Origin of the sequence: Listeria sp. ILCC796 (genome assembly GCF_900186175.1) — a bacterium.
GTDB classification, from domain to species: domain Bacteria; phylum Bacillota; class Bacilli; order Lactobacillales; family Listeriaceae; genus Listeria; species Listeria goaensis.
In genome coordinates this window covers 341,688-367,790 of the sequence record NZ_FYBV01000002.1, presented here as the reverse complement: position 1 = coordinate 367,790, position 26,103 = coordinate 341,688, and the positions used below count along the sequence as shown (strand labels likewise).

General features: G+C 40.3%; 29 protein-coding genes. 25 read left to right on the top strand and 4 right to left on the bottom strand.

The features are described from left to right. Positions 1-43: 43 nt before the first annotated feature. Complete coding sequence (locus tag CFS04_RS04500) at positions 44-544, top strand: GNAT family N-acetyltransferase (RefSeq protein WP_088809413.1); 501 nt, start codon at positions 44-46, stop codon at positions 542-544. A 77-nt stretch (positions 545-621) separates the two neighbouring features. On the opposite strand, the gene CFS04_RS04495 is transcribed toward CFS04_RS04500, so the two are convergent. Then, the gene (locus CFS04_RS04495; protein ID WP_088809412.1) at positions 622-1,644 is read right to left on the bottom strand and encodes a substrate-binding domain-containing protein; all 1,023 of its coding nucleotides are present in this window, start codon (positions 1,642-1,644) and stop codon (positions 622-624) included. A 242-nt stretch (positions 1,645-1,886) separates the two neighbouring features. Between CFS04_RS04495 and CFS04_RS04490 the strand changes: the two genes are divergently transcribed. The 7 genes from CFS04_RS04490 to CFS04_RS04460 are packed head-to-tail and all read left to right on the top strand — an operon-like array spanning position 1,887 to position 10,031. After that, positions 1,887-3,212: an ABC transporter substrate-binding protein gene (locus CFS04_RS04490; protein WP_088809411.1), complete on the top strand. Its 1,326-nt coding sequence runs from the start codon at positions 1,887-1,889 to the stop codon at positions 3,210-3,212. Further along, positions 3,202-4,080, top strand: a complete 879-nt coding sequence (locus CFS04_RS04485) for a carbohydrate ABC transporter permease (protein ID WP_088809410.1) — start codon at positions 3,202-3,204, stop codon at positions 4,078-4,080. Before CFS04_RS04490 ends, CFS04_RS04485 begins: the two co-directional genes overlap by 11 nt. Beyond that, positions 4,067-4,900: a carbohydrate ABC transporter permease gene (locus CFS04_RS04480; RefSeq protein WP_088809409.1), complete on the top strand. Its 834-nt coding sequence runs from the start codon at positions 4,067-4,069 to the stop codon at positions 4,898-4,900. Before CFS04_RS04485 ends, CFS04_RS04480 begins: the two co-directional genes overlap by 14 nt. Before the next feature lie 13 nt (positions 4,901-4,913). After that, entirely contained in the window at positions 4,914-6,419 is a 1,506-nt protein-coding gene (locus CFS04_RS04475; protein ID WP_088809408.1) for an alpha-amylase family glycosyl hydrolase, read from the top strand. Position 6,420: 1 nt separating this feature from the next. Then, positions 6,421-7,335, top strand: coding sequence for a DUF1861 family protein (locus CFS04_RS04470; RefSeq protein ID WP_088809407.1), 915 nt, complete (start codon positions 6,421-6,423; stop codon positions 7,333-7,335). A gap of 3 nt (positions 7,336-7,338) precedes the next feature. Then, on the top strand, positions 7,339-8,415 hold the full coding sequence (locus CFS04_RS04465) for a glycoside hydrolase family 130 protein (RefSeq protein ID WP_088809406.1): 1,077 nt from the start codon (positions 7,339-7,341) through the stop codon (positions 8,413-8,415). Further along, complete coding sequence (locus CFS04_RS04460; protein ID WP_088809405.1) at positions 8,400-10,031, top strand: phospho-sugar mutase; 1,632 nt, start codon at positions 8,400-8,402, stop codon at positions 10,029-10,031. The genes CFS04_RS04465 and CFS04_RS04460 overlap by 16 nt, the downstream gene beginning before the upstream one ends. A gap of 133 nt (positions 10,032-10,164) precedes the next feature. Here CFS04_RS04460 and CFS04_RS04455 read toward each other — a convergent pair whose 3' ends face one another. Continuing rightward, positions 10,165-11,190 carry a Gfo/Idh/MocA family protein gene (locus tag CFS04_RS04455; protein ID WP_088809404.1) on the bottom strand — a complete coding sequence of 342 codons (1,026 nt, stop codon included), beginning with the start codon at positions 11,188-11,190 and terminating at the stop codon, positions 10,165-10,167. 209 nt (positions 11,191-11,399) lie between these two features. Between CFS04_RS04455 and CFS04_RS04445 the strand changes: the two genes are divergently transcribed. The 17 genes from CFS04_RS04445 (at position 11,400) to CFS04_RS04375 (ending at position 24,681) form a co-directional block, all read left to right on the top strand. After that, complete coding sequence (locus CFS04_RS04445; RefSeq protein WP_088809460.1) at positions 11,400-12,326, top strand: AraC family transcriptional regulator; 927 nt, start codon at positions 11,400-11,402, stop codon at positions 12,324-12,326. 8 nt (positions 12,327-12,334) lie between these two features. After that, positions 12,335-13,492: a Gfo/Idh/MocA family protein gene (locus CFS04_RS04440; protein ID WP_255377388.1), complete on the top strand. Its 1,158-nt coding sequence runs from the start codon at positions 12,335-12,337 to the stop codon at positions 13,490-13,492. Continuing rightward, positions 13,492-13,971, top strand: coding sequence for a hypothetical protein (locus CFS04_RS04435; RefSeq protein WP_240310420.1), 480 nt, complete (start codon positions 13,492-13,494; stop codon positions 13,969-13,971). Before CFS04_RS04440 ends, CFS04_RS04435 begins: the two co-directional genes overlap by 1 nt. Beyond that, entirely contained in the window at positions 13,968-14,948 is a 981-nt protein-coding gene (locus CFS04_RS04430) for a Gfo/Idh/MocA family protein (RefSeq protein ID WP_088809401.1), read from the top strand. The genes CFS04_RS04435 and CFS04_RS04430 overlap by 4 nt, the downstream gene beginning before the upstream one ends. After that, positions 14,945-15,814, top strand: coding sequence for a sugar phosphate isomerase/epimerase (locus CFS04_RS04425; protein WP_088809400.1), 870 nt, complete (start codon positions 14,945-14,947; stop codon positions 15,812-15,814). Before CFS04_RS04430 ends, CFS04_RS04425 begins: the two co-directional genes overlap by 4 nt. Before the next feature lie 16 nt (positions 15,815-15,830). Then, positions 15,831-15,965, top strand: coding sequence for a hypothetical protein (locus CFS04_RS13085; RefSeq protein WP_255377387.1), 135 nt, complete (start codon positions 15,831-15,833; stop codon positions 15,963-15,965). Between the two features lie 96 nt (positions 15,966-16,061). Further along, positions 16,062-17,315, top strand: a complete 1,254-nt coding sequence (locus CFS04_RS04420) for a sugar ABC transporter substrate-binding protein (RefSeq protein ID WP_088809399.1) — start codon at positions 16,062-16,064, stop codon at positions 17,313-17,315. Positions 17,316-17,334: 19 nt separating this feature from the next. Beyond that, complete coding sequence (locus CFS04_RS04415; protein ID WP_088809398.1) at positions 17,335-18,240, top strand: carbohydrate ABC transporter permease; 906 nt, start codon at positions 17,335-17,337, stop codon at positions 18,238-18,240. A 13-nt stretch (positions 18,241-18,253) separates the two neighbouring features. Further along, positions 18,254-19,081 (top strand): carbohydrate ABC transporter permease, encoded by an 828-nt coding sequence (locus tag CFS04_RS04410; RefSeq protein ID WP_088809397.1) that lies wholly within the window; start codon positions 18,254-18,256, stop codon positions 19,079-19,081. Positions 19,082-19,322: 241 nt separating this feature from the next. Further along, positions 19,323-19,463 (top strand): hypothetical protein, encoded by a 141-nt coding sequence (locus tag CFS04_RS12950; RefSeq protein ID WP_159457913.1) that lies wholly within the window; start codon positions 19,323-19,325, stop codon positions 19,461-19,463. Beyond that, complete coding sequence (locus CFS04_RS13150; RefSeq protein WP_304441939.1) at positions 19,460-20,893, top strand: GH-E family nuclease; 1,434 nt, start codon at positions 19,460-19,462, stop codon at positions 20,891-20,893. The genes CFS04_RS12950 and CFS04_RS13150 overlap by 4 nt, the downstream gene beginning before the upstream one ends. Before the next feature lie 15 nt (positions 20,894-20,908). Continuing rightward, positions 20,909-21,475, top strand: coding sequence for a suppressor of fused domain protein (locus tag CFS04_RS04400; RefSeq protein WP_088809396.1), 567 nt, complete (start codon positions 20,909-20,911; stop codon positions 21,473-21,475). Positions 21,476-22,227: 752 nt separating this feature from the next. After that, complete coding sequence (locus tag CFS04_RS04395; protein WP_088809395.1) at positions 22,228-22,779, top strand: hypothetical protein; 552 nt, start codon at positions 22,228-22,230, stop codon at positions 22,777-22,779. A gap of 88 nt (positions 22,780-22,867) precedes the next feature. Further along, on the top strand, positions 22,868-23,167 hold the full coding sequence (locus CFS04_RS04390) for a hypothetical protein (protein WP_088809394.1): 300 nt from the start codon (positions 22,868-22,870) through the stop codon (positions 23,165-23,167). Between the two features lie 275 nt (positions 23,168-23,442). Further along, on the top strand, positions 23,443-23,901 hold the full coding sequence (locus CFS04_RS04385) for an EndoU domain-containing protein (RefSeq protein WP_088809393.1): 459 nt from the start codon (positions 23,443-23,445) through the stop codon (positions 23,899-23,901). Positions 23,902-23,920: 19 nt separating this feature from the next. Continuing rightward, a complete protein-coding gene (locus CFS04_RS04380) occupies positions 23,921-24,229 on the top strand; it encodes a hypothetical protein (protein ID WP_088809392.1) in 309 nt (102 codons plus the stop codon). A gap of 269 nt (positions 24,230-24,498) precedes the next feature. Then, on the top strand, positions 24,499-24,681 hold the full coding sequence (locus CFS04_RS04375; protein ID WP_179946376.1) for a hypothetical protein: 183 nt from the start codon (positions 24,499-24,501) through the stop codon (positions 24,679-24,681). A 458-nt stretch (positions 24,682-25,139) separates the two neighbouring features. Here CFS04_RS04375 and CFS04_RS04365 read toward each other — a convergent pair whose 3' ends face one another. Beyond that, positions 25,140-25,538, bottom strand: a complete 399-nt coding sequence (locus CFS04_RS04365) for a hypothetical protein (protein ID WP_088809391.1) — start codon at positions 25,536-25,538, stop codon at positions 25,140-25,142. A gap of 117 nt (positions 25,539-25,655) precedes the next feature. Continuing rightward, positions 25,656-26,000, bottom strand: a complete 345-nt coding sequence (locus tag CFS04_RS04360; RefSeq protein WP_088809390.1) for a DUF4870 domain-containing protein — start codon at positions 25,998-26,000, stop codon at positions 25,656-25,658. Positions 26,001-26,103: the final 103 nt, after the last annotated feature.

Genomic DNA, 26,103 nt, shown 5'->3' with positions numbered 1-26,103 from the left:
AAGGGTATGGAAAGAGAAGCGAAATCTTAAAGGGGTGTTCAAAATGACTGTAAACGTTAGAAAGGCAAGGCTTGAAGATGCGGCAGCAATTCAGCAAATTGCAGAAAAATCTTGGCACGACACGTATGAAAATATTATTCCAGTTGATGTGCAAGATCATTTTTTAAATAAATTTTATAATTTGGAAACGCTTAAAAATCGAATTGGAGCTACGGCTTTTGCGGTCATTGAAAAAGAAGGGGATGTCATTGGCTTTGCGAATTTCGTGGAACTTGCCAAAGGCAAAAGCGAGCTTTCGGCGTTTTATTTGGATCCAGCTTTAAAACAAAAAGGCTTTGGTACGAGGCTCCTAGATGAGGGTATGAGCCTGTTTCATTTGCCACTTCCGATGTATGTGAATGTGGAGCGGGGAAATGACGCGGCGTATCATTTTTATTTGCGTAAAGGTTTCGTCGTGGAAGAAGAGTTTGACGATGATTTTTACGGCTATACGCTTGCGACGATTCGGCTTCATTTGACGCATCATGTGGAAGAGGACGAGTAATTTGTAAAATAAACAAGCATACATCTAGTAATCAGGCCATTTCTAAAAATGGATTTTACTGGATATATGCTTGTTTTTTATTTTCGGGCGACTTTCTTTTTAGTATACATCTGCACGGAATCGCGTTCGATTAACTCGGTTGCAATGGAGAGTTGGACGAATTCGCTTTCTGAATGACGAATACGCCAGTTCATGAGGTCGACGGCTTTTTCGCCCATTGCACTTAGGTTGGTACACATCGTTGTCAGTTTTGGATTGCTTAAAACCGTGAATTCGGTGTTATCAAAGCAAATAATAGAGAAGTCTTGTGGAATTGTATACCCTTTCGACTGCAAGTATGTATTTAAAATAAAGCCGAGACCTGAGTTAACGCAAAACCAGGCGGTTGGAAACTCATCCAACTGGTCTAACGTTTTATAGAGTGCAGTTTGTTCCTCTTTAATCCGCGTGATTGTAAAAGCAGGGTTAAGGGGGATTTCTGCGGTTTTGAGTGCCATTTTATAACCTTCGAAGCGCTCCGCATAGCTTGGAGAAAACTGGATATCTCCTAGAAAACCGATTTTTTCATGTTGTTTTTGGATAAGGTGTTCGACGGCGAGAAACGCGCCGTCTTTATTTTGCGTTAAAATTGCATCCGCTTTTAAGTGCGGGTGGTGATGGTCAATTAAGATGGTGGGATGTTTCAATTCTATGACTTTCAAACTATAGGCTGTATTGATGTGCGAAAGTAGAAAAACGCCCGACCACTCTTCGGTTTCAAGCTCAATTGGCAAGATGCCTTTTTCAGCTTCGATTTCTCCAATTGGGAAAATAAAAAGTTCAGCTTGTTCAATTAAAAGTTGATTTTTTATGCTCGCAATGATTTCCCCAAAAAAACTCTTTTGCGCCAACGCGAATGAACTTGCAAGCAAAGCATATCTCTTTTTAACGACCTCGCGCGCAATTTCTTTCTTATATTGGTAACCTAGTTCATCTGCCATTTTAAAAACAGCTAGTTTCGTTTTTTCACTTACCCCGTTTTTATTGCCGAGAGCCTGAGATACAGAATTTTTCGTAATGTTAAGACGATCAGCAATATCTTGCATCGTAATTTTTTTCATAAAAGCTCCTTCTTTTACGACATAATAATTCTATTATAGCCAGAAAATAGTTTTTTTGCAAAGGAGAATGTAATTTTATAAGTATTTTTATGAATAATTTTGATATGTGTTGAAATTTTATCGTTTTTATGCACTTTTATTAAGTTTTATTAGAAAAGTAATTGTTGACATTACAAAATTGTAATGCAATAATGTAATTGTTTATAAAACGCTTACAATTATTGAAGTAGGAGGAGTTAGTAATGAAATTCAAAAAGTTAGTTTATGCAGCACTTAGTGTCGTGGCAGCGGGCTCGATTTTAGCCGCTTGTGGATCAGGTGGAAGCGAAGCCAATGATGATGGAAAAACGAAAGTAACTTTTTGGGCAGCACCAAACCCTACCCAAGTGAAATTTTGGAAGGAAATGGCGACAGCTTATGAAAAAGAAAATCCTGATGTAAAAGTAGAAGTGACTCAAATGAAAGAAAGTCCGTCTTCTGAAGCGACTATCCAATCGGCTATCGCATCAAAAACGGCTCCAACCATTTCAGAAAACATCAACCGTAGTTTTGCGGCTCAATTAGCTGACAGTAAAGCGATTTTACCTGTTAACAAAGTGGCTGGTTATGACGATGTTGTGAAAGAAAGAAATATGACGGAAAGCATGAAAGCTTGGACATTCTCGGATAAAAATCAATACGTCTTACCTGTATACTCGAACCCAATTTTATTCGGTTGGCGTTTAGATACATTGAAAGAACTTGGCTATTCAGAGCCGCCAAAAACATATAGCGAAGCACTTGAAGTGGGGAAAAAACTAAAAGCAAAATATCCTGACCAAGTTTTATGGGCAAAAGGTGATTTGTCCGATCCGACTGCATGGATGCGTTGGTTCGACTTCTTCCCGCTTTATAACGCGGCATCGAACGGTAATGCTTTTGTAGAAAATAACAAACTTGTAGCCGATAAAACAGCAGGCGTAGGATTACTTGACTTCATGGGTACGCTAGCAAACGAAAAACTACTGTTGACTGGTGAAGTAACAGATCCTTTTGAAACTGGAACAAGTATTATGACGGATCTTGGACCTTGGACATTCCCGAACTGGGAGGAAAAATATCCTGACTTGAAATATGGTGAAAACTATACCGTTACAACACCTCTTGTGCCAGATAATATGAAAGATTCAACAGATGTTTCCACTTATTCAGATGCAAAAGGTATTGTGTTTTATGCAAGTGCAACAAAAGAAGAGCAAAAAGCAGCGATGGATTTCTTGAAATTCGTTTATAGTGACGACAAAAATGATTTGAAATTCCTTGAAACAACAAACCTAATTCCAGCACGTGACGATGCAACGGAAAACGAAACATTCCAAGCGTTCTTTAAAGAAAATCCGCAATTAGAAGTATATGCAGCGAATGTTAAAAATGCGATTCCAGCGATGGATAACGCGGATTACAACGATATTCAACAAGTTATTGGAGAAGAAGCGTGGAATCCAGTTGTAAAAGGTGAGAAAAAAGGCGCGAAAGCTTGGAGCGATATGAGTAAGCAAATTAATAAGGTGCTTGAAGATGAAAAATAAAAATAATAAATTGGGCTGGTTTTTTACTAGCCCATACCTCATCTTTACCGCAATATTCTTTCTGATTCCGTTAGTATGGGCCATCTGGCTCTCGCTAACGGATTGGAATATGATGAGCCCGGACATAAACTTTGTTGGGCTTGATAATTTTAAAAAGGCGCTTATGAGTTCATCTGTTCATGCAGCGTTTTTCGTCACATATAAATTCTTGATTGTGTTTGTTCCAATGGCGCTAATCTTATCAATGCTAGTTGCCGTCTTAGTGAATGGATTACCTCGGTTTAAAGGCCTCTATTTAGTTGCTTTTTTCCTGCCATATTTATCTTCTGGCGTTGTAACATCCCTAATTGTAAAAGGTTTGTTGTCTTATAACAGCCCGTTAAATGTCTTTTTAAGAAATAATCTTGGCTGGGATATTGACTGGCTAGGAACGCCGATGTCAGCGTTATTTATTATTTCATTAATGATTGCTTGGAAGATGTCGGGGTACTACGCGCTGATTTTAATTTCAGGGCTTGCGAGTATTAACGATGAAATTTATGAAGCAGCGGCAATGGACGGTTCCGGTCGGTTCCGCACGTTTTGGAAAGTCACCATACCGATGCTCTATCCAGCACTCTTTACAGTGCTTGTCCTAGCTGTTGGTGTGAGCTTTGGTATTTTTACAGAAGTTTACCAGTTAACAGGCGGTGGACCGAATTTTGCTACCAATACATGGCAGATGGAAATTTACAACCAAGCGTTTATTAACTTGAAATCTGGCTATGCGTCAGCGATTTCGCTTATTGCGGCAGTTGTGACGTTTGCATCAATCGGCGTTATTAAAAAACTTTTAGAAAAATGGGGTGAACGAAATGGTTGGACGTAATAGAAAAAGCGGGAAGATTATTCGTTATATTTTAACGACACTTCTTATGCTCATCATGGTATATCCATTCATTTACCTTGTGCTTAACTCGTTTGCCGCATGGGATCAAGTCGATAAAAAACTTATTCCGACAGAATTTTCCTTGCGTTCGTGGCAGTGGTTGTTTGGCGATGCAGTAACAGCGGCGCCAGCACCGTGGATTCATTCGTTCATTAACACCGTCATAGTATCTACTATCGCAACAGGACTCATGCTACTCTTCGGTTTGACGGTTGGCTATGCACTTGCAAAAGTCAATTTTCGGGGAAAAAACTTTGTTAATAATGCGATTCTCTTCCAAATGTTCTTTCCAGCGATTATTTTACTTATTCCACAGTTCTTAATGATTACAAATGTCGGTTTGCTCGATAGTTACGCTGGAATGATTATTCCGACTGCGCTTAGTTTGTGGGCCGTTTTCATGTACACAAACTTCTTTAAAGCTATTCCAGATGCGCTCATTGAGGCGGCGCGTTTAGACGGAGCAAGCGACTTGAAAATTCTCTTTAGAATTGTACTACCAATGTCAAAATCTATCACAACCGTTATTTTCCTATTTTTATTCACGGATAGATGGACGAATTTACTTTGGGATTTGCTAGTTTCAAAAAGCGACTCAACCGTTACATTAAACGTGTTGATTTCCCAAATGTTTGGACCTTACGGGACGTATCCAGGACCAATGTATGCGGCTTCTGTTTTATTAACTGTTCCGCTTATTATTTTGTTCCTCTGCTTCTCGAAAAAATTCCAAGAAGGCATGCAATTTACATTGAAATAAAGTGAGGAAGACAATGCGTTGGTTTGAAAAAAGTGTGTTTTATGAGGTTTATATGAAGTCATTTTGTGACGGGAATGCGGACGGATTTGGTGATTTTATTGGTTTAAAAGAGCGACTTCCTTATTTGCGGGAGCTCGGTGTGACAGGACTTTGGCTCACGCCATTTTATCCTTCCATGCAAGTTGATAATGGCTACGATGTGTCCGATTATATGAATGTCGACCCGATTTACGGGACAATGGCAGACTTTCGCGATTTTATGACGGCGGCCAAACAAAATGGTATGGCGGTCATCATTGATATTGTTTTGAATCATACGGCGATTAATCATAGCTGGTTTAAAGCGCATCCGGAATACTATGTTTGGAAGGAGGCGCCAAACAATTGGGAGTCCTTCTTTGGTGGTTCTGCTTTTACGTATAGTGCCGAACAAAATGCGTATTATTATCATAGTTTTGCGAAAGAGCAGGTGGATTTAAATTGGACGAAGCCGGCTGTAATGCAAGAAGCGAAACAAATTTTGCAGTTTTGGTTAGAGGAAGGTGTAGCTGGGTTTAGGTTTGATGTGATTAACAATTTAACGGTAGACACAACGTTTCCAGATAACCCGTTTGACGAGTTAGGCGAAATGATTCATAAGTTTGACCGTAATCAGCCGGGTGTTCAGGCGGTTATAGCAGAACTAGCGAGCTTTTGTCGTGCTTGCAAGCCAGATGTGTTTTTGGTTGGTGAAATTAGTTCGGACGACTTGAACGAAATTGCGTCCTACAGTCGAAACGATTTGCTGGACGTTACATTTAATTTTAACTTCGGAAGCATTGAAAAATTGGCTGTAACGAAAATCTTTGATGAATTAGTGCGTATGGAAGAAGTGCTTCCTGAGCGGTTGCCAACGTTGTTTTTTGGGAGTCACGATATGGGGCGCTTGATGTCGCGCTTAGCGAATGAAAATAGAAGTGTGGCGAAGCTTTTGGCGTTCCTCATGCTGACGGCGCGGGGAATTCCATTTATTTATAATGGTGAGGAAGTGGGCATGCGAAACCAAGTTTTTGGAGCCACTCACGAATTGCGAGATATTCAAGGGATGCAAGCTTATCATTTGGCGCTTCAAGACGGGGCGAGCGAGCAGTCTGCGCTAGAGGTGGCAAATCAAAAAACGCGCGATGTAGGGCGTGGTCCGATGCTGTTTGCAGACGGGAAGTCATTTTCGGAAGGGAAACCTTGGATTTTAGGAAGAAATGAAACCGATTTGGATAAATTGGAGATGTTCCGCTATTATAAACGTCTGCTGGAATTCCGAGGACAAGCGGGTTTTCAAACGGAAGCGTATAAAAAGCTTGTTTTGGAGGAAGACGCGATTCAATATGTGCGTGGGCGCTATTTATTTGTGGCAAACTTTGGCGAAACGGATTTTTCTATTAAAAAGAGTGGGAAATTGGCGTTTGGCGAAGCGATGCAAAGTGAAAATTATTTTATTGTAAGTCCGTTTAGCGGCGTAGTGATAGAGTTGGAGGCGTAAAATGCAAAGTGCACGTGAATTATTAGAAGTATCCAGAAAAACAAAAAAAGTTGGCGATAGCAAAAAAATCACATTTTTGGGTGTTGATGGATTTGATGTTTACAATATTACCGCGCCGTTTCAACTCGAAGGGCGCAAAATGATTGCTGGGAGGGTTGAAAAACGCGATAGTGAGGCGTCGTTCATTGCCTTTTTTGAAGAAATCGATTTGACGACGTACAAGCGGATTCAAGGCGCGACGGAGCTTGAACTTCAAGATCCATTTATGACATTTATTGATGGGGAACTCATTTTAGGCGGCGTTGAAACATTTCCAAGTCCTGAAGATGCCACAAAACTGAGCTGGCGCACGAATTTTTATAGCGTAAAGGCTTTAAATGAAATGACTTTGTTTTTCTCAGGACCAAATGGCATGAAAGACTTGCGCTTGAAACAGCTTCATAATGGTGAAATTATGGTTTTGACACGGCCGCAAGGTGAAAAAGGCGGTCGTGGGAAAATTGGACAGTTGCGAATTCGTTCGTTAGATGAATTGACGATAGCGCGTATCGAAGCGGCGCCGCTTTTAAATGGCAATTTCAGCAACGAGGACTGGGGCGGCGCGAACGAAATTTACGAACTTGAAACGGGCGAAATTGCCGTTTTAGGTCATATTGCTTTTTTTGATGAAGAAAATAATCGCCATTATTATCCGCTTGTTTTTTGGCTGGAGGACGATACGATTTGCCGGCCGAAAATCATTGCGGAGCGGTCAGATTTTATAGAAAGTCCTGCTAAACGCGCTGATTTAGTCGACGTTGTTTTTAGTGGTGGTCTTGTGTTTCAAAATGAGAACGCGATTTTATATGCTGGCATAAGTGATGCTAGTGCACAGTATTTAGAACTTGATAACCCTTTTAAGAAAGTAGGAATATAAAACATGAATATTTATCGTTATGAAGAGAATCCTTTGATTACACCACTTGATGTTGTACCGTATCATGATGGCTATGAAGTTATCGGCGCATTTAATGGTGGTGTAGCGAAATACGGAGATGAAACACTCCTTCTCCTTCGCGTAGCTGAAAAACCAATTGCGACGCATGAAAATGAAGTCGTTGCGCCTTATTTTAACGTTCAGGAGCAAAAATTGGAGCGCGTTTCTTTTGATAAAAATGACCCAACCTATAATTTTGATGACCCACGTATGATTCGCCATAAAGATCATTTAGGCGGTTTCATTTATTTAACATCGATTTCCTACATTCGAATTGCTCGCAGTAAAGATGGGCATCATTTCACGCTCGACAAAGAGCCGTTTTTATATCCGTTTAATGAATATCAAACGTTTGGCATTGAAGATGCACGTGTGATGCAGATGGAAGATACTTACTACATCACCTTTAGCGCGGTTTCAGAATGCGGCGTGGCCGATGCGCTAGTCACAACAAAAGATTTCAAAACGTATGACTACAAAGGCAATATTTTTGCGCCTGAAAATAAAGACGTTCTTCTTTTTCCTGAGAAAATTAACGGCAGTTATTATGCGTTGCACCGTCCCAGTGCAAAAAATATCGGCGAGCTTGATATTTGGTTAGCTTCTTCGCCAGATTTAGTCAACTGGGGGAACCATAAACGCCTGATTGGTGTTCGCCAAAATAGTTACGATGATGGTCGTGTTGGAGGCGGTTGTACGCCGATTAAAACGGAGGCCGGCTGGCTTGTTTTATACCACGGGGCAACTAAAGGGCACCGTTATGTTATGGGCGCGGCGCTACTCGATTTAAACGACCCGTCTATTGTTTTAAAACGAACAACAGAACCATTCTTAGAACCTGTTGCGGAATACGAAAAGAACGGCTTTTTCGGCGATGTAGTTTTTGCATGCGGCACGATTCAGGAGGGCGACCTGCTTAAAATGTATTACGGCGTAGCAGATACTTCGATGGCTGGCTGTGAAATGAAAATTAGCGATTTATTAGAACATCTGGAGCGGACGTCATGTTTAGCGAAGTAGAGCTTTCGAGATGGCAGAACGCAAAACTGCCAGCGGAACTTGAAAACGATTTGAAAACAAGTCGCGACTTGCACGACCAGTTTTATCGGAATCTAGAATTTGGTACGGGTGGAATGCGCGGTAAAATGGGGGCTGGGCCCAATCGGATTAATATTTATACCATTCGTCGCGCGGCAAGCGGCCTAGCAGAATATTTGCGTGAAACGGGCGGGCGGCAAAAAGGCGTTGCGATTTCGTTTGATTCGCGAATTCATTCGCGTGATTTCGCTCTTGAAACCGCCCGCGTCTTAGCGGCAGCAGATATCCCCGTTTTTTTATCCGAAGAATTGCGACCGACGCCAGAACTTTCCTTCATGGTGCGCGAATTTCAAGCGGCAGCGGGCGTTATGATAACGGCAAGTCACAACCCGGCAGCTTACAACGGCTTTAAGGTGTACGACGAAACGGGTTGCCAAATTACGCTAGAAGCCGCGAATCGCATTATGCAGTTTATGGAAGAAAAGGCAGATTTATTTGCGATACCGGTCGAAGCGGCCGATTGCCCACTGATTTCATGTGTAGGGGATTCGATTGACGAGGCGTATTTAAAAAACGTTCAGGTGGTGACGCACCGTCCAAATCTCATTACGGATTTTGGAAGCCACTTGAAAATCGTTTATACCCCGCTGCACGGAAGCGGCCTAAAGCTCGTTACAGAAGGACTTAAAAATGCCGGATTCAAAAACCTCACGCTAGTCCCCGAACAAGCCAAGCCAGACGGCCGTTTTCCGACAGTTGTCTCGCCGAATCCAGAAGAATTAGCCAGTTTTGAATTAGCTTTCAAACAAGCGAAGGAACAAAATGCTGATATTGTTTTGGCGACTGATCCTGATGCAGACCGACTTGGTGTAGCTGTTTTGGACGATGGCGAATACAAAATTTTGACGGGGAACCAATTAGGGGCGCTCATGCTGCACTATCTTCTTGCCGCAAAAGGCGAAGTAAGCGAAAATGATGTCCTGGTGACTACCGTTGTGACGAACGATTTAGGACGGAAAATGGCTAACCATTACGGCGCGCGGCACGTTGAAACGCTAACCGGCTTTAAATTTATCGGCGAACAAATTGCTGGCTTTGAAAAAACAGGTGAACACTTTTTATTCGGTTATGAAGAAAGCTACGGCTATTTAGTTGCGCCATTTGTACGCGATAAAGATGCGATTCAGGCGGCGCTTTTAACAGCAGAAATGGCGCTTTATTTCAAAGAAAAAGGCATGTCGCTCTTAAACGTTTTGGATAGGCTCTATGATGAATTTGGTTATCATAAAGAAGCGCTAACGAATTTGGCCTTTGAAGGTGAAGATGGCACAAACAAAATGAATGAATTATTGACAAGATTGCGTAAAGAAACCGTTTTTCCAAATGTCGTACAAAAAATTGATTTTGCAAGCGGCAATTTAGGGCTGCCAAAAACGAATATGTTGCAATTTGATTTTGCAAACGGTGAACGCGCATTTATTCGCCCTTCGGGAACAGAACCAAAATGTAAAATTTATTTTCAAGTGGTTGAAGATTCTGCTGAAAAGGCTGAATTAGCACTTCAAAAGCTGACCGAAAATATACTTACACATATATAAAAGGAAGCCAAGATAATCAAAAGTCTTGGCTTCCTTTTTTTATTGCCGTATACTGAAAATGAAAATTGGTATAGTTTGTGGAGAAAATGTGGAGAAACGATGTATAAGATTATACGTATATTGGTCTAGTGTGCTACAATGAGATTTTTTCGCCGCCTAAATCCGCGGAAGCTTGTTCATGTTCTGCGATGCTAATCGTTTCTTTTGCGCTTTCAAGTGGGACTGCTAGGCTAGGGTCGCGACCATTTAAAAGTGCGTCGGCGAAATGTTTAATCTCTAAATAATAGCCGTCTTCTTTATTAATGGCTGGCTGAAACTTTTCCCCTTCTTCTGGGTAGTCTGTTAAAATGCCGTTTTCTAAAATAATTGTTCCTGTGTCAAAGTTAATGCGGTAGCGCATTTCAAAGCCGAACTCGCCGTTTATTGTCCAGTCATCTTGTGCGTTTACGACTTTTCCGTCGGCATAGTGGTAGTTCGAGGAAACGATATCGTAGCCACTCCCTTTGAAAATCACTTTGCCAGTTGTGGAAACAGCTTCGGGCTTGCCAAATAGCCAATTGATGGTGTCAACATCATGGATATGCTGATCGAGTAAGCAGCCACCTGATTTATCTTTTTGCAGCAACCAATTTTCAAACGACCATTTTGGTGTTCCGCCACCCCTGAAGAATGAAGCGCTTACAACTTTGCCGTAGCGACCGCTCTCGATAGTTTCTTTCACATATTGATAGCTAGGGAAGAAACGAAGCGTTTGGCCAATCATTAGTTTGCGGTCATATTTTTTCGCAGCTTGAATCATTTCTTCGCAGGCAGCTTTTGAGATGGCCATTGGTTTTTCGCAAAAAACATGCAAGCCGAGCGACATCGCAAGAACTGATTCTCTCGCATGAAGATAGGTAGGTAAACATAAATCTACATAGTCCAAGTCTTCTTTTTCGGCCATTTCTTTTAAGCTGGAATAAAAACGGAATTTTGAGAAGTCAATTTGTTTGCCGTGAACTTCCAGATTTCCTTCTACTTGTGCACCGCTATGTTTGGTTTTATCAACATCACAAATTGCGACAAGTTCAACTGGGAACCCTTCATCCATTAGACGTATGTAATTTTGCAAATGAGCGTGCCCCATAAAACCGAGCCCAACAAGACCAACTTTTAGCATGATAAAGCCTCCGTTTTGATTTGTATTTCACAAACTTGCTTTTTTAAAACAAGAAAGTGATTGTACTAATACCTTACACAGGAAGTGATATTGTGATATTTAGAATCAAAGACACAAATTTTATAAAAAAAGACTAAATGTTAAAAAGAGGCTTTTCAGATTGCTTTTTGCCTGTAATAATCAAATTAAGCCAAGGGAGGCTTCTGGAAATGATAAACAGTGATTTCTTAATGACACTTGAGCCGATGAAGCGATTGCTTAATGTGGAGAGTATTGTAACCGTTTACTATTTCGAGTTTTCTAAGAACTATTTGTATACTGGGGAGAAACATGATTTTTGGGAAATGGTCTATGTCGATAAAGGCGAGCTAGAAGTTTCAGCAGATAAGGAAGGTTATGAATTAAAAGAAGGCGACATTATTTTCCATAAGCCAAATGAATTTCATAATTTATGGGCAAACGGGATTACTGCACCGAATGTTCTTGTTGTAAGCTTCGTCTGCAGCTCAGAAGGAATGCATTTTTTTGAAAATAAAATCATGCGTCTTGCAACTGGTGAGCGAGAACTGCTTGCGAAAATGTTACAAGAAGCGAAAGGTGTATTTAAACCCGAACTAGGTCGACTTTATTTAAAAGAAACGCGGCTGGATCACCCGCGAATTGGCGCCGAGCAAATGCTGTACATTTATTTAGAGCAGTTTTTAATCCGCTTGATTCGCGATGAAACGACCAATGTTAATCAAAAAAGAATTAGTATAGCAACCAAAAAAAAGTTTGAGAAATCAATTGTAAACGACATTATTCAATTTATGAATGACAATTTATACGGGCATCTTTGTTTAGACGACATTTGCCAAGCGTTCTTTTTCAGCAAGACGTACTTAAAAACGATTTTTAAAAAAGAAACAGGCTACACAGTAATGAATTTTTTTAAAATGTTAAAAATGGAAGAAGCGAAAAAATGTATTCGAGAAAACAATCATACCTTTACGCAAATTGCACAAAAACTAGGCTTCGATTCGGTGCATTATTTTTCGAACAGCTTCAAAAAACAGACTGGGCTTAGCCCGAGCGAATATGCCAGATCCATTCAGGCGCTCGAAACAAAATTGCGTGAAGACGGGGAAGGAAGATAAATGTGGGAGTGAAATTTGGAGTTGTTGGTCTCGGGAATCGCGGAAGCAAGTTTGCCTTGCATTCCATCATACCACATCCTGATTTTGAACTTGTGGCCATTTCAGATGCGGACGAAAGAAAGTTTGTGCTATTTGAAGATTTCGATGTGGAAGCCTACACAAATTACGAAGATTTACTCCAAAATAAAGAGGTTGAGGCGGTTTTTATCGCGACGCCTGATGACACACATGCAGAATTGGTAATAAAAGCGGCGCAGGCTGGGAAGCACATTTTATGTGAAAAGCCACTTGAAGTGTCCCTTGAAAAAGTAAACGAAATCGAAGCTGCACTTGCGCGTTTTCAAGGGGTTTTTCTTGTAGGTTACGTCCTCAGATATGCGCCGCTTTATTATAAAGTGAAGCAAATCCTTGCCGCGGGAACGATTGGCCGCATTTGGCTCGTGAACGGCACGGATCATATTCATTACGGCGGTTATGCTTTTTTTCACGACTGGCACCGCGATAAAGTGCGTTCTGGTAGCTTGCTTTTGCAAAAAGCAACGCACAGCTTAGATATTTTGAACTGGTTGATAAACTCTGAACCCGTGCAAGTTTCAGGGCTCGGTGGATTAGAAGTTTTTGGAGAAAGGGGAGCGAAGGAAAAATTTGGCGCGCCCTTACAAAAAAAATTGCATTGCCGAACTTGTCAAATCAAATGGAGCTGCGAGGAAAGCCTCTTAAACATAAAAAAATATAAAAATATCGAGTGGCAAAAAGATTGGCCAGATGATTGCGTATTTGATTCTAGTGTAAATGTAGATGACCATCAAGCGCTTTTAATTCTTTATCAGAATAATACGAAATTGACCTATTCATTATGCCAATTTTCGGCGTTCTACAGACGCGAGTTTCAGTTTTTCGGTACAAAAGGAGAGCTATATTTCGATGATGAGCGAAATGAAATTGTGATAAACGACCGCTTGAATTCGGAGCAAACCATGATTCATGTACCAGAACTGGCTGGCCACGGCGGTGGTGACGATGAAATGTTGCTAGATTTCTTAAAGTGTATTGAAAGTGGGGCAAAACCGCGTTCCAATTTGGGAAGCAGTGCATCTGTATCGAGGCTTGTCATTGCAGCGGAAGAGGCCATTAAAGAAAATAAAATTATACGTGTGGAGGGATGATGTTGGAAAACGAAGAGCGTTTAGCAGTGAAACTTGCGAGGGCAAAGAAGTTGGGGCAACTTACGTTTTTTCGGTATTTTCTAGTGGAACCAATTGCGGAAGAGACGGCGCGGATAGTACGGATTGAAGAAGTCTATGCTTTTATGAAGGGGATTCAAGAAGGCGAGGCTGAAATTATGTTTTCGAGTATCGGTAAAGATAAAACGGTCTTTCTCGTAACGGGAAAGTGGGGAAATCGGGCGCATTTTAATGTCATGCTGGATTTTAGTGGCCATAATTCATCGAAAATCAAGAAATTTGAAATTGCCGGCCTAGAGGGACTGTTCCAATTTGACACGACTACGGAAAATGCTTTTTATTCGAACTTTTTAAATACTGAATCCGTCAAGGATCATAGGGTGCCTAGTGCGCAAGGAAGACAGTTGTTTGAACTGATTTTATCTGAAAAAGTAATAGATTTAAGGAGGTTGTCGTTTTGAAAATAGGCATTATTGGGACGGCACACATGCATGCCGAGAGCTACGTGAAACATTTGCGAACGCTTGATGTTGAAATTGTTGGCGCGTTTGATAGGAATAACAGCCGGCTTGCGGAGTTCTGCAAGCGCCACAAATTGCCGGCATTTAAAGAGTTAAATCGTTTGCTAAAAAGTGACATTGATACAGTTTTAATTTGTTCGGAAAATGCGTTTCACGCTGATTATGCGGTGGCATCAGCCATGTACGGGAAACATGTCATCGTGGAAAAACCGATGGCGCTATCCGTTTCGGAAGCTGACAAGATGATTCTTGCGTGCGAAAGTTCCAAAGTCAAATTGATGGTGGCACACCCCGTTCGCTTCTCCAAGGTAATGCAGGAGCTTAAAGCAAATGTTGATGCCGGAAACATCGGACGCGTGCTCGCAATTGATGCGACGAATCATGGGAAAAATCCGGGCGGCTGGTTTACTGAACCCGAATTGTCAGGCGGCGGTGCCATTATCGACCACACCATTCATATGGCAGATATGGTTTATGCGCTGTTTCAACCTAAAATTGAAAGTGTTTTTGCGACAAGTGAGAATTGGACGGAAGGGGCTGCCGTGGAAGATACAGGGCTACTTCATATCCGCTTTCAAGACGGCGTTTTCATGAGCTTAGACACATCTTGGAACCGTCCAGAAGCCTATCCCGTTTGGGGCGATGCGTCGCTTGCGCTAGTCACGGAAAATGGTTACGTCCATGTTGATGGCTTTGGCCGCAAGGGCCTTCGCTATACGGAAGAAAAGCCAATTCATTTTGACTATTATGAAACAGATATGGATTTTCTCATGCTAGAAGCGTTTAAAAAAGCGGTCGATGAAGATTTGCCGTCGCCAGTACCAGGCGCTGCAGGGAGATTCACGGTGCTGCTCACAAAAATGGCTTACGCTTCCATTGAACAGGAGAAACTGATTTACTGGGAGGATATAAGATGAGGAAGGGAATCAATAGTTGGTGTTTACCAACAACGCTCACGAGGAATGAAATTTTCCAAGAAGCAAAGGCAGCAGGTTTTGAAACAATCGAGCTAAACATGGCGGATGCGCATGCCGACGCGAACTTCGCGGATGAACTGGGCCTTGTAGACACAGAAATTTTAACGACTGAAACGACAGAACAAGAACTTTTGGGGTTAAAAAATCTGTCAGAGAAATTTGCGCTACCGATTTCAAGCGTGGCTACAGCGCTTCATTGGTCGTATCCTTTAAATGCTAATGATGAGAAAGTGCGGGAAAAAGGCAAAATGATTGCTAGAAAAATGATTGATGCATGCCACATTCTAGGTGGCGATACGGTTTTAATTGTTCCCGGCGTTGTGACAGAGGACGCTGATTATGCGACTTGCTACGAGAGAGCAAAAGAAGCGCTCCTTGAACTGGCCCCGTATGCAAAGGAAAAAGGCGTTGTCATTGGCGTGGAAAATGTGTGGAATAAATTTCTGCTTAGTCCGCTGGAAATGAAGCGGTTTATTGATGAAATTGGCGATCCGAATGTAAAAGTATATTTTGATGCTGGAAATGTGTTGCAATTTGCTTATCCAGAGCAGTGGGTTGCTATTTTAGGGAGCCGCATTCAAAAAGTGCATATTAAAGATTTCTCAAAAGTTATTGGCAATATTCATGGTTTCACAGGCTTACTCGCAGGCGACATGAACTGGCCGAAACTTATGGAGTCCCTTCAAACAATTGGTTATGACGGCCCTCTTACGTGTGAATTAACCCCGTATAGGGAGAACCCATTGCAACTTTCAAGAGATGCGAGCCAGGCAATGGATTATATATTAGCTTGTTATAAAAAATGAGAGGAGCGATTTTGAGATGAAAAGAAAAGGATGGACAATTGTGTTAGTGATGTTGCTTCTAAGTTCAACACTCGCAGCATGTGGGGGCAGCGGCGGAGGTGGCGGCAAAAATTATGGCAGTGGAAATGTGGAAATCGAGCAAGTAAATTAACGCCCTAGAAGGAGAAGTTATCCGCCGCATCTTTCGCAAGGTGAAGCGGATTACATATTAACCAACCATAACAAAAAGGAAAGGGGTTATTTTAACATGAAAAGAAAAAGTTGGGCAGTTGCTTTAGCTGTATTACTTTTAAGCCTAGTACTTGTGGCGTGTGGAGGAGGAAGCAGTAGTGACGACGGCAGCGGAAGTGATCAGAAAGTCATCACGTATGCACTTTGGGATAAAGAACAAGCACCCGTTTATCAAGAAATTGCAAAAGATTTTGAAAAAGAAAATCCAGATGTAAAGGTGAAATTTGAAATTACACCCTTTGCACAATATTTTACTAAACTGGAAACGGCCATCACGGGAAAAAATGCGCCAGATGTATTTTGGGTCAATATCCCACGAGCGCCAGATTACATTAACAACGGCGTTTTAATGCCAGTTGACGATGTGAAATTTGATAAAGATAAAATTCCTGAACAATACTTAAAAGCTTATTCAAAAGACGGAAAATTATACGGCGTACCAAAAGATTTTGATACAAATGCTCTCTTTTACAATAAAAAAATGTTTGATGATGCAGGAATAAGCTATCCCGACGACACTTGGACATGGGCAACGTGGCAAGATGCAGCGAAAAAGCTTGCAAAAGCAGATGAGAATATTTATGGCTTAGCAGCGCCACTCACTTGGCAAGGCGGCTATTATGACACCATTTATCAAAATGAAGGAAGCCCATTTGTGGATAAAGGAAAGAAATCAGGCTTTTCAGATCAAGCGACCATTGATGGCGTTGATTTTTGGTACAGTTTTACAAAAAATGGCTCAGCAACCCCACTAAAAGATATGGCAGGGACAACAGGGTCCGAGTTGCTCCTTAATGGCCGAGTTGCAATGTCGGTCGAAGGTTCTTACATGGTACCCGTTATTTTTAAGGAAAAATATGGAAAAGATAACATTGACGTAGCTCCGCTTCCAAAAGGGAAGACGCGCGCGACAACTTCCAACTCACTCGCGAATGTCATTTCAGCAGGGACAAAAAATGAAGATGCCGCCAAGCGCTGGGTCGCATTTTTATCCACAAAAGAAGCAAGTGAAAAAGTAGCCGAATCAGGCGTTGTTATTCCAGCGTACCAAGGTGCAGCTGATGCATGGATTAATGCCTATCCGGATAAGAATTTAAAAGTTTTCACAGAAGCGGTTGATTATGCGGTGCCACTACCAAATACAAAAAACAGCTCCGCGGCCATCGCAATTGAAAGTGACGTTCTCTCGAAAGCATGGACAGGTGAGGAGAGCATTGAAGCCGCCTGCAAAGAACTCGCAGATAAAGCGAACGCGCTATTAAACAAATAATGAATAAGGACTGATAAGCATGGCAAAACAAACACTTTCTGTGAAAAAATATAAGAAAAGAGATATGCTATCTGCCTTATTTTTTGTTGGTCCGCTTTTTTTGGGGCTACTCATTTTTTACTTGATACCAATGGTTCAAAGCGTATTTTATTCCTTTACGGAGTGGGGCATGTTTGGCGGCTACAATTTTACTGGCCTTGCCAATTATAAAAAAATGATTACCGACCCAGAAGTGTTGAAAGCGCTAAAGAATACGCTAACGTATGCAATTTTCACAGTACCAATTGCAATGGCGATTTCCATTTTCATTGCGACGCTACTCAACAATAAAATTAAAGGCGTCACGGCCTACCGGATGATCTATTTCTTACCTGCCGTGACCATGACGTCCGCCGTCGCGATGATATGGAAGTGGATGTTCAATTCACAATACGGGATTATCAACCAATTCCTAGGCCTATTTGGCATAGATGGCCCAGCTTGGCTAACGGATTCGAATACCGCGATGATAGCGCTCATCATTGTTGGCGTTTGGAGTTCGCTCGGCACATCCATCGTGATTTACTTAGCAGGCTTACAAGGCGTGCCAACAACATTTTATGAAGCCGCTGAAATGGACGGGGCAGGACCAATACGCAAATTTTTCAAAATTACACTGCCGCTTTTAACACCAACGATGTTTTTCAATTTAATTACATCTCTCATTTCAGCCCTTCAGGTGTATGATTTAATTTTCCTAATGTACAGCCAAACAAATCCAGCACTTCAAGACGTGCAATCACTCGCCTACCTTTTCTACAAAAATGCCTTTATTTTGAATGACAAAGGTTATGGTGCCGCAATTACAGTCGTGCTACTCATGTTAACGCTAGTGATTACCGTAGTTAACTTTGGCCTACAAAAAAAATGGGTTCATTACCAGTAAAGGAGTGGAAAACGTGCTTAAAAATCGCTATTCCAAAAAATGGCTTGTCCATCTATTGTTGATTCTCGGAGCCTTTATGATGGTTTTCCCCTTTTTCTGGATGATTATGACATCACTAAAGACGACGGCAGAATCCATTGCCATTCCGCCGACCATTTTCCCAAGTGAATGGCAATGGCACAATTATAAAGACATCTTTGTCATTTTTCCGTTCGGGAAGTTCTATTTAAATACATTCGTTTCGACCGCAGTCATTACAATCGGCCAAGTTTTCCTTTGTGCCATGGCCGCCTACGCCTTCGCGCGAATTAATTTCCCTTTTAAAAATGCGCTATTTATTTTAATCTTGTCGGTTTTAATGGTACCTGCTCAAATTTTCCTTATTCCACAATATTTGATTATCCAAAACATGAACTTACTCAACACCATTCCGGCGCTATTTATTCCCGGATTGTTTTCAGCCTTTGGAACGTTTTTACTCCGGCAGTTCTTCATGACGATTCCAAAAGAAATTGAGGAGGCGGCCATTATTGATGGCTGCTCGCGCATCAGGGTTTTCTTTAGCATTATTTTGCCGCTTTCGCGCTCTGCCTTAGTGTCCTTGGCAATTTTCGCGCTATTATATGGCTGGAATTCGCTACTTTGGCCATTAATTGTCAACACATCTACCGATAAAATGACGCTTTCCGCCGGACTTGCTTCATTAAGTGGGCAGTATGCAACGAATTATCCACTCATCATGGCGGGTTCATTCCTAGCGATTATTCCACTCATCATCGCGTTCTTAATATTCCAGAAACAATTTATTGAAGGAATTGCGCTTAGTGGCTCGAAGAATTAAAAGAAGCGAGAAAACGAGTTTGGGACATAGTTAGACTTTGTTCCATAAAAAAGGAAAATAGACAAGCAAAAAATCCAGTAATTATGCCATTTTTGAAAATGGATTTTACTGGATTTTTTCTTATTTTTCATTTATGTCCCAGTCTCGTTTCTTTGAGTTTGAATGCAATTTGCTAAATTATAACTTCCACGTGTTATAATGAAAATGGATGCATTTATAAAACAACCAAGAGGTGATGAACATGATTAAAATTCAAATTAGCGAAAGCGAACTGCGGACCCATGCCAGCGACTTACGGGAGGCAAGCGGCGGGGAACCTTATCAGACCTTACGAGAGCTAGAGGCGCAACAAGCCGAGCTTCGAAAGGCGTTGTCATCATGAGCCGGATTAGTATTGCCGAAGTACGTGCCTTTCAAGAAGCCTTACAAAAGGCCAATGCCACCATGCGTGCCCGTATTCAAGCGGTACAAGCAAGCGCCTTTCGTTATTCGGCGGATTATTTCTTAGACGGGCAAGCGATTCAAGCTTCCCAGTATTATTTTCGCGAAACCTATCAGACGGTAGGTGGGAGTTTGCTTGAAATTTTAGATACGAGTGAAGCACTTCTGGAACGCTATTTGAATGATTTTAGTGCTCAAGTGGATGACTCGAAGACGGCCAAAGTCAATGCGGAGTTGTTAGGTGTAGCTGTAGAGAAAGCTCAACGTATTCGCCAAAAACAAGAAAAGTTACAACATTCCCTTTCCTCACAGACGGGGCCTTCCCAAGAAGGACGCGTCCAACAATTACGGCTAGACCTTGTTGAAGCGGTGGAAGAAGAAAAAATTCTGGAAAATTATTTGCAATTTGAGCAAAGTCATACCCACTTTTTCCAAGAACTTTTAGCGCTTGTGATGACAGCACAAAGAACGATGCGACAACTCTTGCAGGAAGTCGAATTTAACGCCCAAACCGGCACCTATACATATCCGAAAGGCTATACCCAGTCGATGGATGCCTTGAAACAGCGGCTTAATACCGTTCGCGGCGTAGACCCAAAACTGGTCGAAGCGCTGAAAGCCTATCAAGTTTTGGCAGTGGTGTACTACGATGCGGAGGGAAAGCCGCAAGTGATGTGGCTGCTTGAACAAAACGGAGTGGGTGTGAATGACCCGAAACTGAAGAAATACTTAGACAAGGCAGGAAAGTATTTAGACCCAAGTGACTACCAAATTATCACGAATGAGGATTTAAACAAAAAAATCACTGAATCGTGGAAAACCGGCACCTATTATATGGACGGCACGCAATACACCGGTATGGCTGGTGGCACGCTTCGGGCATCCGCGTATGTGGAATCGGTGAAAGGTACGCTGGCTGAAAGTGGCCTGATGGACGTGGTAATGGGGCTAGGCTTGAGTACGGCGGCGATTCGGGGGAGTATGACGTATGAGGGAGCAGGTGGGACTACTTCAAAAATTGATGAAGTTACTCCTAGGATATTAACTGAAGCTGAAAAGAAAGCCTATAAAAGACCATCAGGGTATAGAAAAGGTGTAAGAGATGAAGTATGGAATAATGCTAAAAGTAGTGATGGAATTGTAAGAGATCCATTAACACAACAACCATTACATGTTGAGGAGCCATGGGATATGGGACATAAACCAGGGTATGAGTTTAAAAAGCATCAACAAAGTGCGGCAGACAGAGAAATTCCCAGGAAACAATTTCTTGACGAACATAATGACCCCTCTCATTATAGACCTGAGTTGCCTAGCTCTAACAGAGGACATGCTGGGGAAGACGTTACAAACAAATATTTTGGACCATAAGGAGAGTAAAAATAAATGAATAATGATAAACTCGTTGCACAAAGAATTTTGCAAGCTGTTGGAGGTAATCCTAAAGTAGTAGAGTATAGAGATAGAAATGAAAATTCGGCTATTGATATATTTATTGGTACTGATAGACCTTATGAAGAAATTACTACCTATTCAACAATTGGACTTTCAAATTATGGAATTGGTTTAAAATCCCCAAATAAAGAAATACGAGTAGAATTTGTTGGAGGGTGTGAATCAACATATGAAAAATTTGGAAATGTATTAAGTAGCTGTGCATTTAATATTATAAATGACCAATTTTCTTGTAAACCTGGAACAATATACCCTAATATTATTAGCGAATATTATGAAGAAACTTCTATGAAACATGTCCTTTTCACAAATCCATTTTTATGGGACGAGTTGGGATATATTGATACAGAAAATGTGCATATAACATGGTTAATGTTGGTTCCAATTTCAGATAAAGAGTTTGAATTTGTAAGAAATAACAGTGCAGAGGAGTTAGAGGATTTATTTGAAAAAAATGAAATAGATATTTTTGATTTAAATAGAGATTCTGTAATATAAAAAATAAAAAGACACTCAATCACAAGACGGGTAATCAGGTGGTTGAGTCTTGAATAGTAAGCAATACACTCGCTAATTGAGTTATCAATAGCTAACTGTAATTTCTGGAAGGAAACAAGTTCAATTAAATCGTTTCTTTTTTACTTTTAAATTTATTGTTAAAACAAGTAGCTAAAATAAGAAATATTATCAATAGGAGTTTCAAGTATGAAGATGATGCCACCAAAGCCTTAGCAACGAAAATAAAAAATTCCCCCTACTTATTTTAAATGAAGTAGCACTAGCAAATGGTGCTACTGTGAAAATTTTTGGAAGTAGGTTATAGGTAATTTTTCTCCTTCATCAGAAAAATGAAAGAACAAATTCAAATGTTAAAGCAAACGTTGGTCATGTTATGCTGAAAAGTCTCGAGGAACAAATCAAAGTCTAGCTATTTAGTGAGTTCCTCGGGCACCAACAAACAGACATGCCCAATAAAGAAAGTCAATAGCGACGTTAGGAGAGCCTAGCGGTCTATTGACTTTCTTTATAGTGTGTTACAGATTAGAAAACTCAGTTTTATCTATTTTTTCCACTTCCTTTTAAATTCCCCTTTTCCAGTCCGCATAAACTAGCAAATTACGCTGGAGTAGCACTCTTACAATTTGGGTCTGCTGGAAAGGAAAGTACTTAGACCCAAGTGATTACCAAATTATCACGAATGAGGAGTTAAACAAAAAATCACTGAATCGTGGAAAACCGGCACCTATTATATGGACGGCACGCAATACACAGGTATGGTTGGTGGCACGCTTCGGGCATCAACGTATGTGGAATCGGTGAAAGGTACGCTGGCTGAAAGTGGCCTGATGGACGTGGTGATGGGGCTAGGCTTGAGTACTGCGGCGATTCGGGGGAGTATGACGTATGAGAAAGCCAGTGGGGCTGATGTAACTTCAAAATACGATGATTTATATACTTATAAATATCATGGATATGACAATCCAGGACCATTGAATGAAGTTAGAGGACAACCAAATAAGAATTTTTATGGCGGCAGATATGATATGGAGGTTTTAAAAGAACCGAAAGTCTACTATAGAGGTGGAGATTCGACAAGTCCCTTAGGAAAGTGGTTCACAGAAACACCACCTAGTTCAGTAGCAGATGTTCGAATCAATTCGGCAGTAAAACCTCAATGGTTAGATAAAAATGGGGCATTAACGGGAACATCCACGATAGATACAGTTTATAAGGTTGAGATACCAGCTGGTACAGCAATTTACAAAGGACCAGTAGGGAATCTATCAAGGAGGCTTAAATAATAATCAAGTATTTATTCAAGAGCCATGGCTTTTAGACAAAGTAAATATTTTAGGGAAGCAACCATTAAAGTAGGATAGGGTGAGTTATTTGGAAACTGAACTTGAGATTAAAATTGTAGTACAACAATTATTACCGCTTTTAATAAAATATGATAATGGAAAAATCAAATATCAAATTCAGAAGTTAAAAGATATAAGTGAAATTTTAGATTCAGATATGAAGAGTTCGAAAAAAAAAGAACTATTAAAAGATATGTCGAAGAATATTTATCCTCCTCAAGGAGGATTAACTGATTTTTATGTTTGGGATAATGATAACTCAAAAAGAATAGAAATCAATCAGTCCATCAGTGCATTAAATGATAAACTTTGGAATTTAATAAAATAAAAAAGGCACTTTACTATCTGATTGGAGTCGAATAGTAAAGCCTTGACTAGTAAGCTGTAACTCACTAATCAAGTTGCCGATAGCTAACAAAAGCTAGCTGTATTCACTGTATAGAAGTCGCACTACCGAAAAAGATATGAGAAAACTAACTTTGTAGAGAGAGTAGCGTACTCATATCTTTTTAACTGTTTTTAAAAGTATAAAATCAGTGTGTTGCTTGGTATGAGAGACGGTTTGTTAAGTGGGCAGGAACATTACCTTAGGAATCAAGTAACATGGAATCGTGGAAAACCGGCACCTATTATATGGACGGCACGCTTCGGGCATCAGCGTATGTGGAATCGGTGAAAGGCACGCTGGATGAAAGTGGCCTGATGGACGTGGTGATGGGGTTGGGCTTAAGTACGACGGCGATTCGGGGGAGTATGACGTATGAGAAAGCTGATGTGACTAATATAAAAAATAATGTACCTGATTCAACATTAAAGCATGTTAATTTAGGGGATTTCAATACTAATAATAGGTTGATTAATGGTGGTCATGGACAAAGTAATATGGATTATTTGAAAGAGAATAATATAGATTTTAATATTGCTAAAGAATATCTAAGAATAGGAAATGGTCAGTCATGGTTTCCTAAAGCGTGGAATGATTCTAAAATTCGTGATGCTGGTAATCACATAAATAATCTTCCACAGAATAAGAACTTACCTGATAACTCTAAACAAACGTAAAAGAAGGAGAGGGCTAAAAATGATTGCTTTTGAAAAAATAGAGAATTTAATAAATGAAAGAAAAGAATTATTACCGGATGACCCAAGAATTAATGAAATATGGGATGAACTGACACAAATATTTTCGGAAGATGAGAAAACGACGATTGAATATCTGAATAATTGTTCTGAAAGTCAATTAAAATGGATAAGCGAAGTATTTGAAGATATATCAGAAAATTTACAAAGTGAAGATCTTATTGATACATTAGAAAAACTGCAGAAAAAATTTCCGAATTTAGATTTGGAGATGGATATTTCATATGCCAAAGAAGCATTGAATAATTAAATTAGTAAAATAAAAAGGCGCTTTACTATCTGATTGGAGTCGGATAGTAAAGCCTTGATTAGTAAGCGTGAACTCACTAATCAAGTTGTCAATAGTTAAAAAAACTAACTGTATTTTTAGAAAATACTTTTCTAGTATTAATAAGTATTGCCAGAAAATATAAGTGAATAATGATAGGTTTTAATGAATCCTTAAAAGCCATATACTGTGTTGTAAAATGATACAGAGATTCAACAAATAATCCCCAACTTACAATACTTGAGGAATTATTGGCAGAACTGGACAAAGATAATCCGGATGTCAAGTTGCTTGAGGAATTAAATCATTCTTTGTATCCTCCGTATGCTGGATTAAGTGAATTCTTTATTTGGGACGATGATTTTGATAAACGCATAGAGTTAAATAATCCTGTCGATAATGCAAAAAGAATCACATGGGAAATGCTAAACTAAATATTTTGTGTTTTTTTTGCAACAGAGTGTAGTATTTTCAAATAATTCCAGTAGATGAAGAAAAAATCTTGGGTAGCTATTTACAAATTGGGCTGCTTTTTGGGATACTATAACTGGATTAGTTGAATCGCTAGAGTGAATATTGGCCAGAATTAGAAAATCCTATTCCAGTGGAAGCAAATTCATTAAAAGAAATGCCTCATAAATTTAACGAAAAGTACCCTACAATGGAATCTGAAATAGAGTATAAATAAATTTGAAGATATAATAGCTAATACATTGAGCTTATAGGGTTGTAGCATAATGGGATTAAATTAATGTTGATTGATCATTTCACTCAAAGAGGACAGCTAAAAAAATGCTACCCTCTTTCTTATTACTCATTTATCGACTAGGTATGAAGCTATGCCCCCCTCGCTTTGCTAATGCTAAACTCTGGCGACACAACTTACCGTTTGCTACCCGTCAGACCGTTTTCCAGATGCACGCCCACTTAGAGCTTTTCCACCTCGAAAAACAAAGAAAATAACGCCAAGTACCGCGCTAATAATTCCGCCAAGTAAAGAAATACCAACAAGCACAATCGCCCCAGCAAGTTGCATAATTCCCAAAATAACAACAGCGGCAACTAAACCGTAAATAAAGCCGTAAAGAGCAAACCACCCTAAACTCACTTTTTGGCTAAAACCGTAAAAAATTTCAGCTATTGTACTGCCCACTAAAACGAGTGGGGCGGCAAAGAGAATCGCTGAAAAAATATCGGCCGTTGTAAGCGCGTCAAATAGGAGCGCCTCAATTCCAAGAACAGCCAAAATCCCTAAAATAAATACCGTTAAATAGGCGATGATAAAACGCAATTTGAACACTCCTTCCGTTAACAGTATATCATAAAATAAGTGTGAACTTTTTGTTTAAAATAAAAAGCACCTGCTTGATTCACCTTGAACGTTTCAGTGAATCAAACAAGCGTTTTTTTATTCCGTGAGAAAAGCATCTTCTTCTCGACCAACTAGCATGCGCACACCTTGAATGATGTTAAACAGGAACAAAGTGGCTGTTAAAATAACCAAGGTAACCACAACCCCAAAGGCAACAAAACCTACTGTATGTGAACTGTCCGTGCTGACGGCAACGAGTGAAAGAATGCAAAATGTTAGAAATACGCCAATTGTAGGCAATATATGTGTGAACAGGGCGACTTTTGAATGATGTTTAACATCGCGAGCCTCTCCAAAAACCCAAATGAATAAAGGGACTAATATTGGTGCAAATAAAATACTGAAATAACTAAGCGCATTGACAATTCTATGGTTATTCAATTTTGAACACCCTCCTTTAACTGATAACTTTATTATAAAGAAAGGAGAAAATGATAACCATCGAATGAAGTGACAATTTTAAGTTTTGGAATGACAGTTTTGT

Excerpts from the sequence above, each read along its gene's own strand:
- CFS04_RS04500 (WP_088809413.1), top strand. The coding sequence starts at position 44 with ATGACTGTAAACGTTAGAAAGGCAAGGCTTGAAGATGCGGCAGCAATT.
- CFS04_RS04495 (WP_088809412.1), bottom strand. The coding sequence starts at position 1,644 with ATGAAAAAAATTACGATGCAAGATATTGCTGATCGTCTTAACATTACG.
- CFS04_RS04490 (WP_088809411.1), top strand. The coding sequence starts at position 1,887 with ATGAAATTCAAAAAGTTAGTTTATGCAGCACTTAGTGTCGTGGCAGCG.
- CFS04_RS04485 (WP_088809410.1), top strand. The coding sequence starts at position 3,202 with ATGAAAAATAAAAATAATAAATTGGGCTGGTTTTTTACTAGCCCATAC.
- CFS04_RS04480 (WP_088809409.1), top strand. The coding sequence starts at position 4,067 with ATGGTTGGACGTAATAGAAAAAGCGGGAAGATTATTCGTTATATTTTA.
- CFS04_RS04475 (WP_088809408.1), top strand. The coding sequence starts at position 4,914 with ATGCGTTGGTTTGAAAAAAGTGTGTTTTATGAGGTTTATATGAAGTCA.
- CFS04_RS04470 (WP_088809407.1), top strand. The coding sequence starts at position 6,421 with ATGCAAAGTGCACGTGAATTATTAGAAGTATCCAGAAAAACAAAAAAA.
- CFS04_RS04465 (WP_088809406.1), top strand. The coding sequence starts at position 7,339 with ATGAATATTTATCGTTATGAAGAGAATCCTTTGATTACACCACTTGAT.
- CFS04_RS04460 (WP_088809405.1), top strand. The coding sequence starts at position 8,400 with ATGTTTAGCGAAGTAGAGCTTTCGAGATGGCAGAACGCAAAACTGCCA.
- CFS04_RS04455 (WP_088809404.1), bottom strand. The coding sequence starts at position 11,190 with ATGCTAAAAGTTGGTCTTGTTGGGCTCGGTTTTATGGGGCACGCTCAT.
- CFS04_RS04445 (WP_088809460.1), top strand. The coding sequence starts at position 11,400 with ATGATAAACAGTGATTTCTTAATGACACTTGAGCCGATGAAGCGATTG.
- CFS04_RS04435 (WP_240310420.1), top strand. The coding sequence starts at position 13,492 with ATGTTGGAAAACGAAGAGCGTTTAGCAGTGAAACTTGCGAGGGCAAAG.
- CFS04_RS04425 (WP_088809400.1), top strand. The coding sequence starts at position 14,945 with ATGAGGAAGGGAATCAATAGTTGGTGTTTACCAACAACGCTCACGAGG.
- CFS04_RS13085 (WP_255377387.1), top strand. The coding sequence starts at position 15,831 with ATGAAAAGAAAAGGATGGACAATTGTGTTAGTGATGTTGCTTCTAAGT.
- CFS04_RS04420 (WP_088809399.1), top strand. The coding sequence starts at position 16,062 with ATGAAAAGAAAAAGTTGGGCAGTTGCTTTAGCTGTATTACTTTTAAGC.
- CFS04_RS04415 (WP_088809398.1), top strand. The coding sequence starts at position 17,335 with ATGGCAAAACAAACACTTTCTGTGAAAAAATATAAGAAAAGAGATATG.
- CFS04_RS12950 (WP_159457913.1), top strand. The coding sequence starts at position 19,323 with ATGATTAAAATTCAAATTAGCGAAAGCGAACTGCGGACCCATGCCAGC.
- CFS04_RS13150 (WP_304441939.1), top strand. The coding sequence starts at position 19,460 with ATGAGCCGGATTAGTATTGCCGAAGTACGTGCCTTTCAAGAAGCCTTA.
- CFS04_RS04400 (WP_088809396.1), top strand. The coding sequence starts at position 20,909 with ATGAATAATGATAAACTCGTTGCACAAAGAATTTTGCAAGCTGTTGGA.
- CFS04_RS04395 (WP_088809395.1), top strand. The coding sequence starts at position 22,228 with ATGGACGGCACGCAATACACAGGTATGGTTGGTGGCACGCTTCGGGCA.
- CFS04_RS04385 (WP_088809393.1), top strand. The coding sequence starts at position 23,443 with ATGGAATCGTGGAAAACCGGCACCTATTATATGGACGGCACGCTTCGG.
- CFS04_RS04380 (WP_088809392.1), top strand. The coding sequence starts at position 23,921 with ATGATTGCTTTTGAAAAAATAGAGAATTTAATAAATGAAAGAAAAGAA.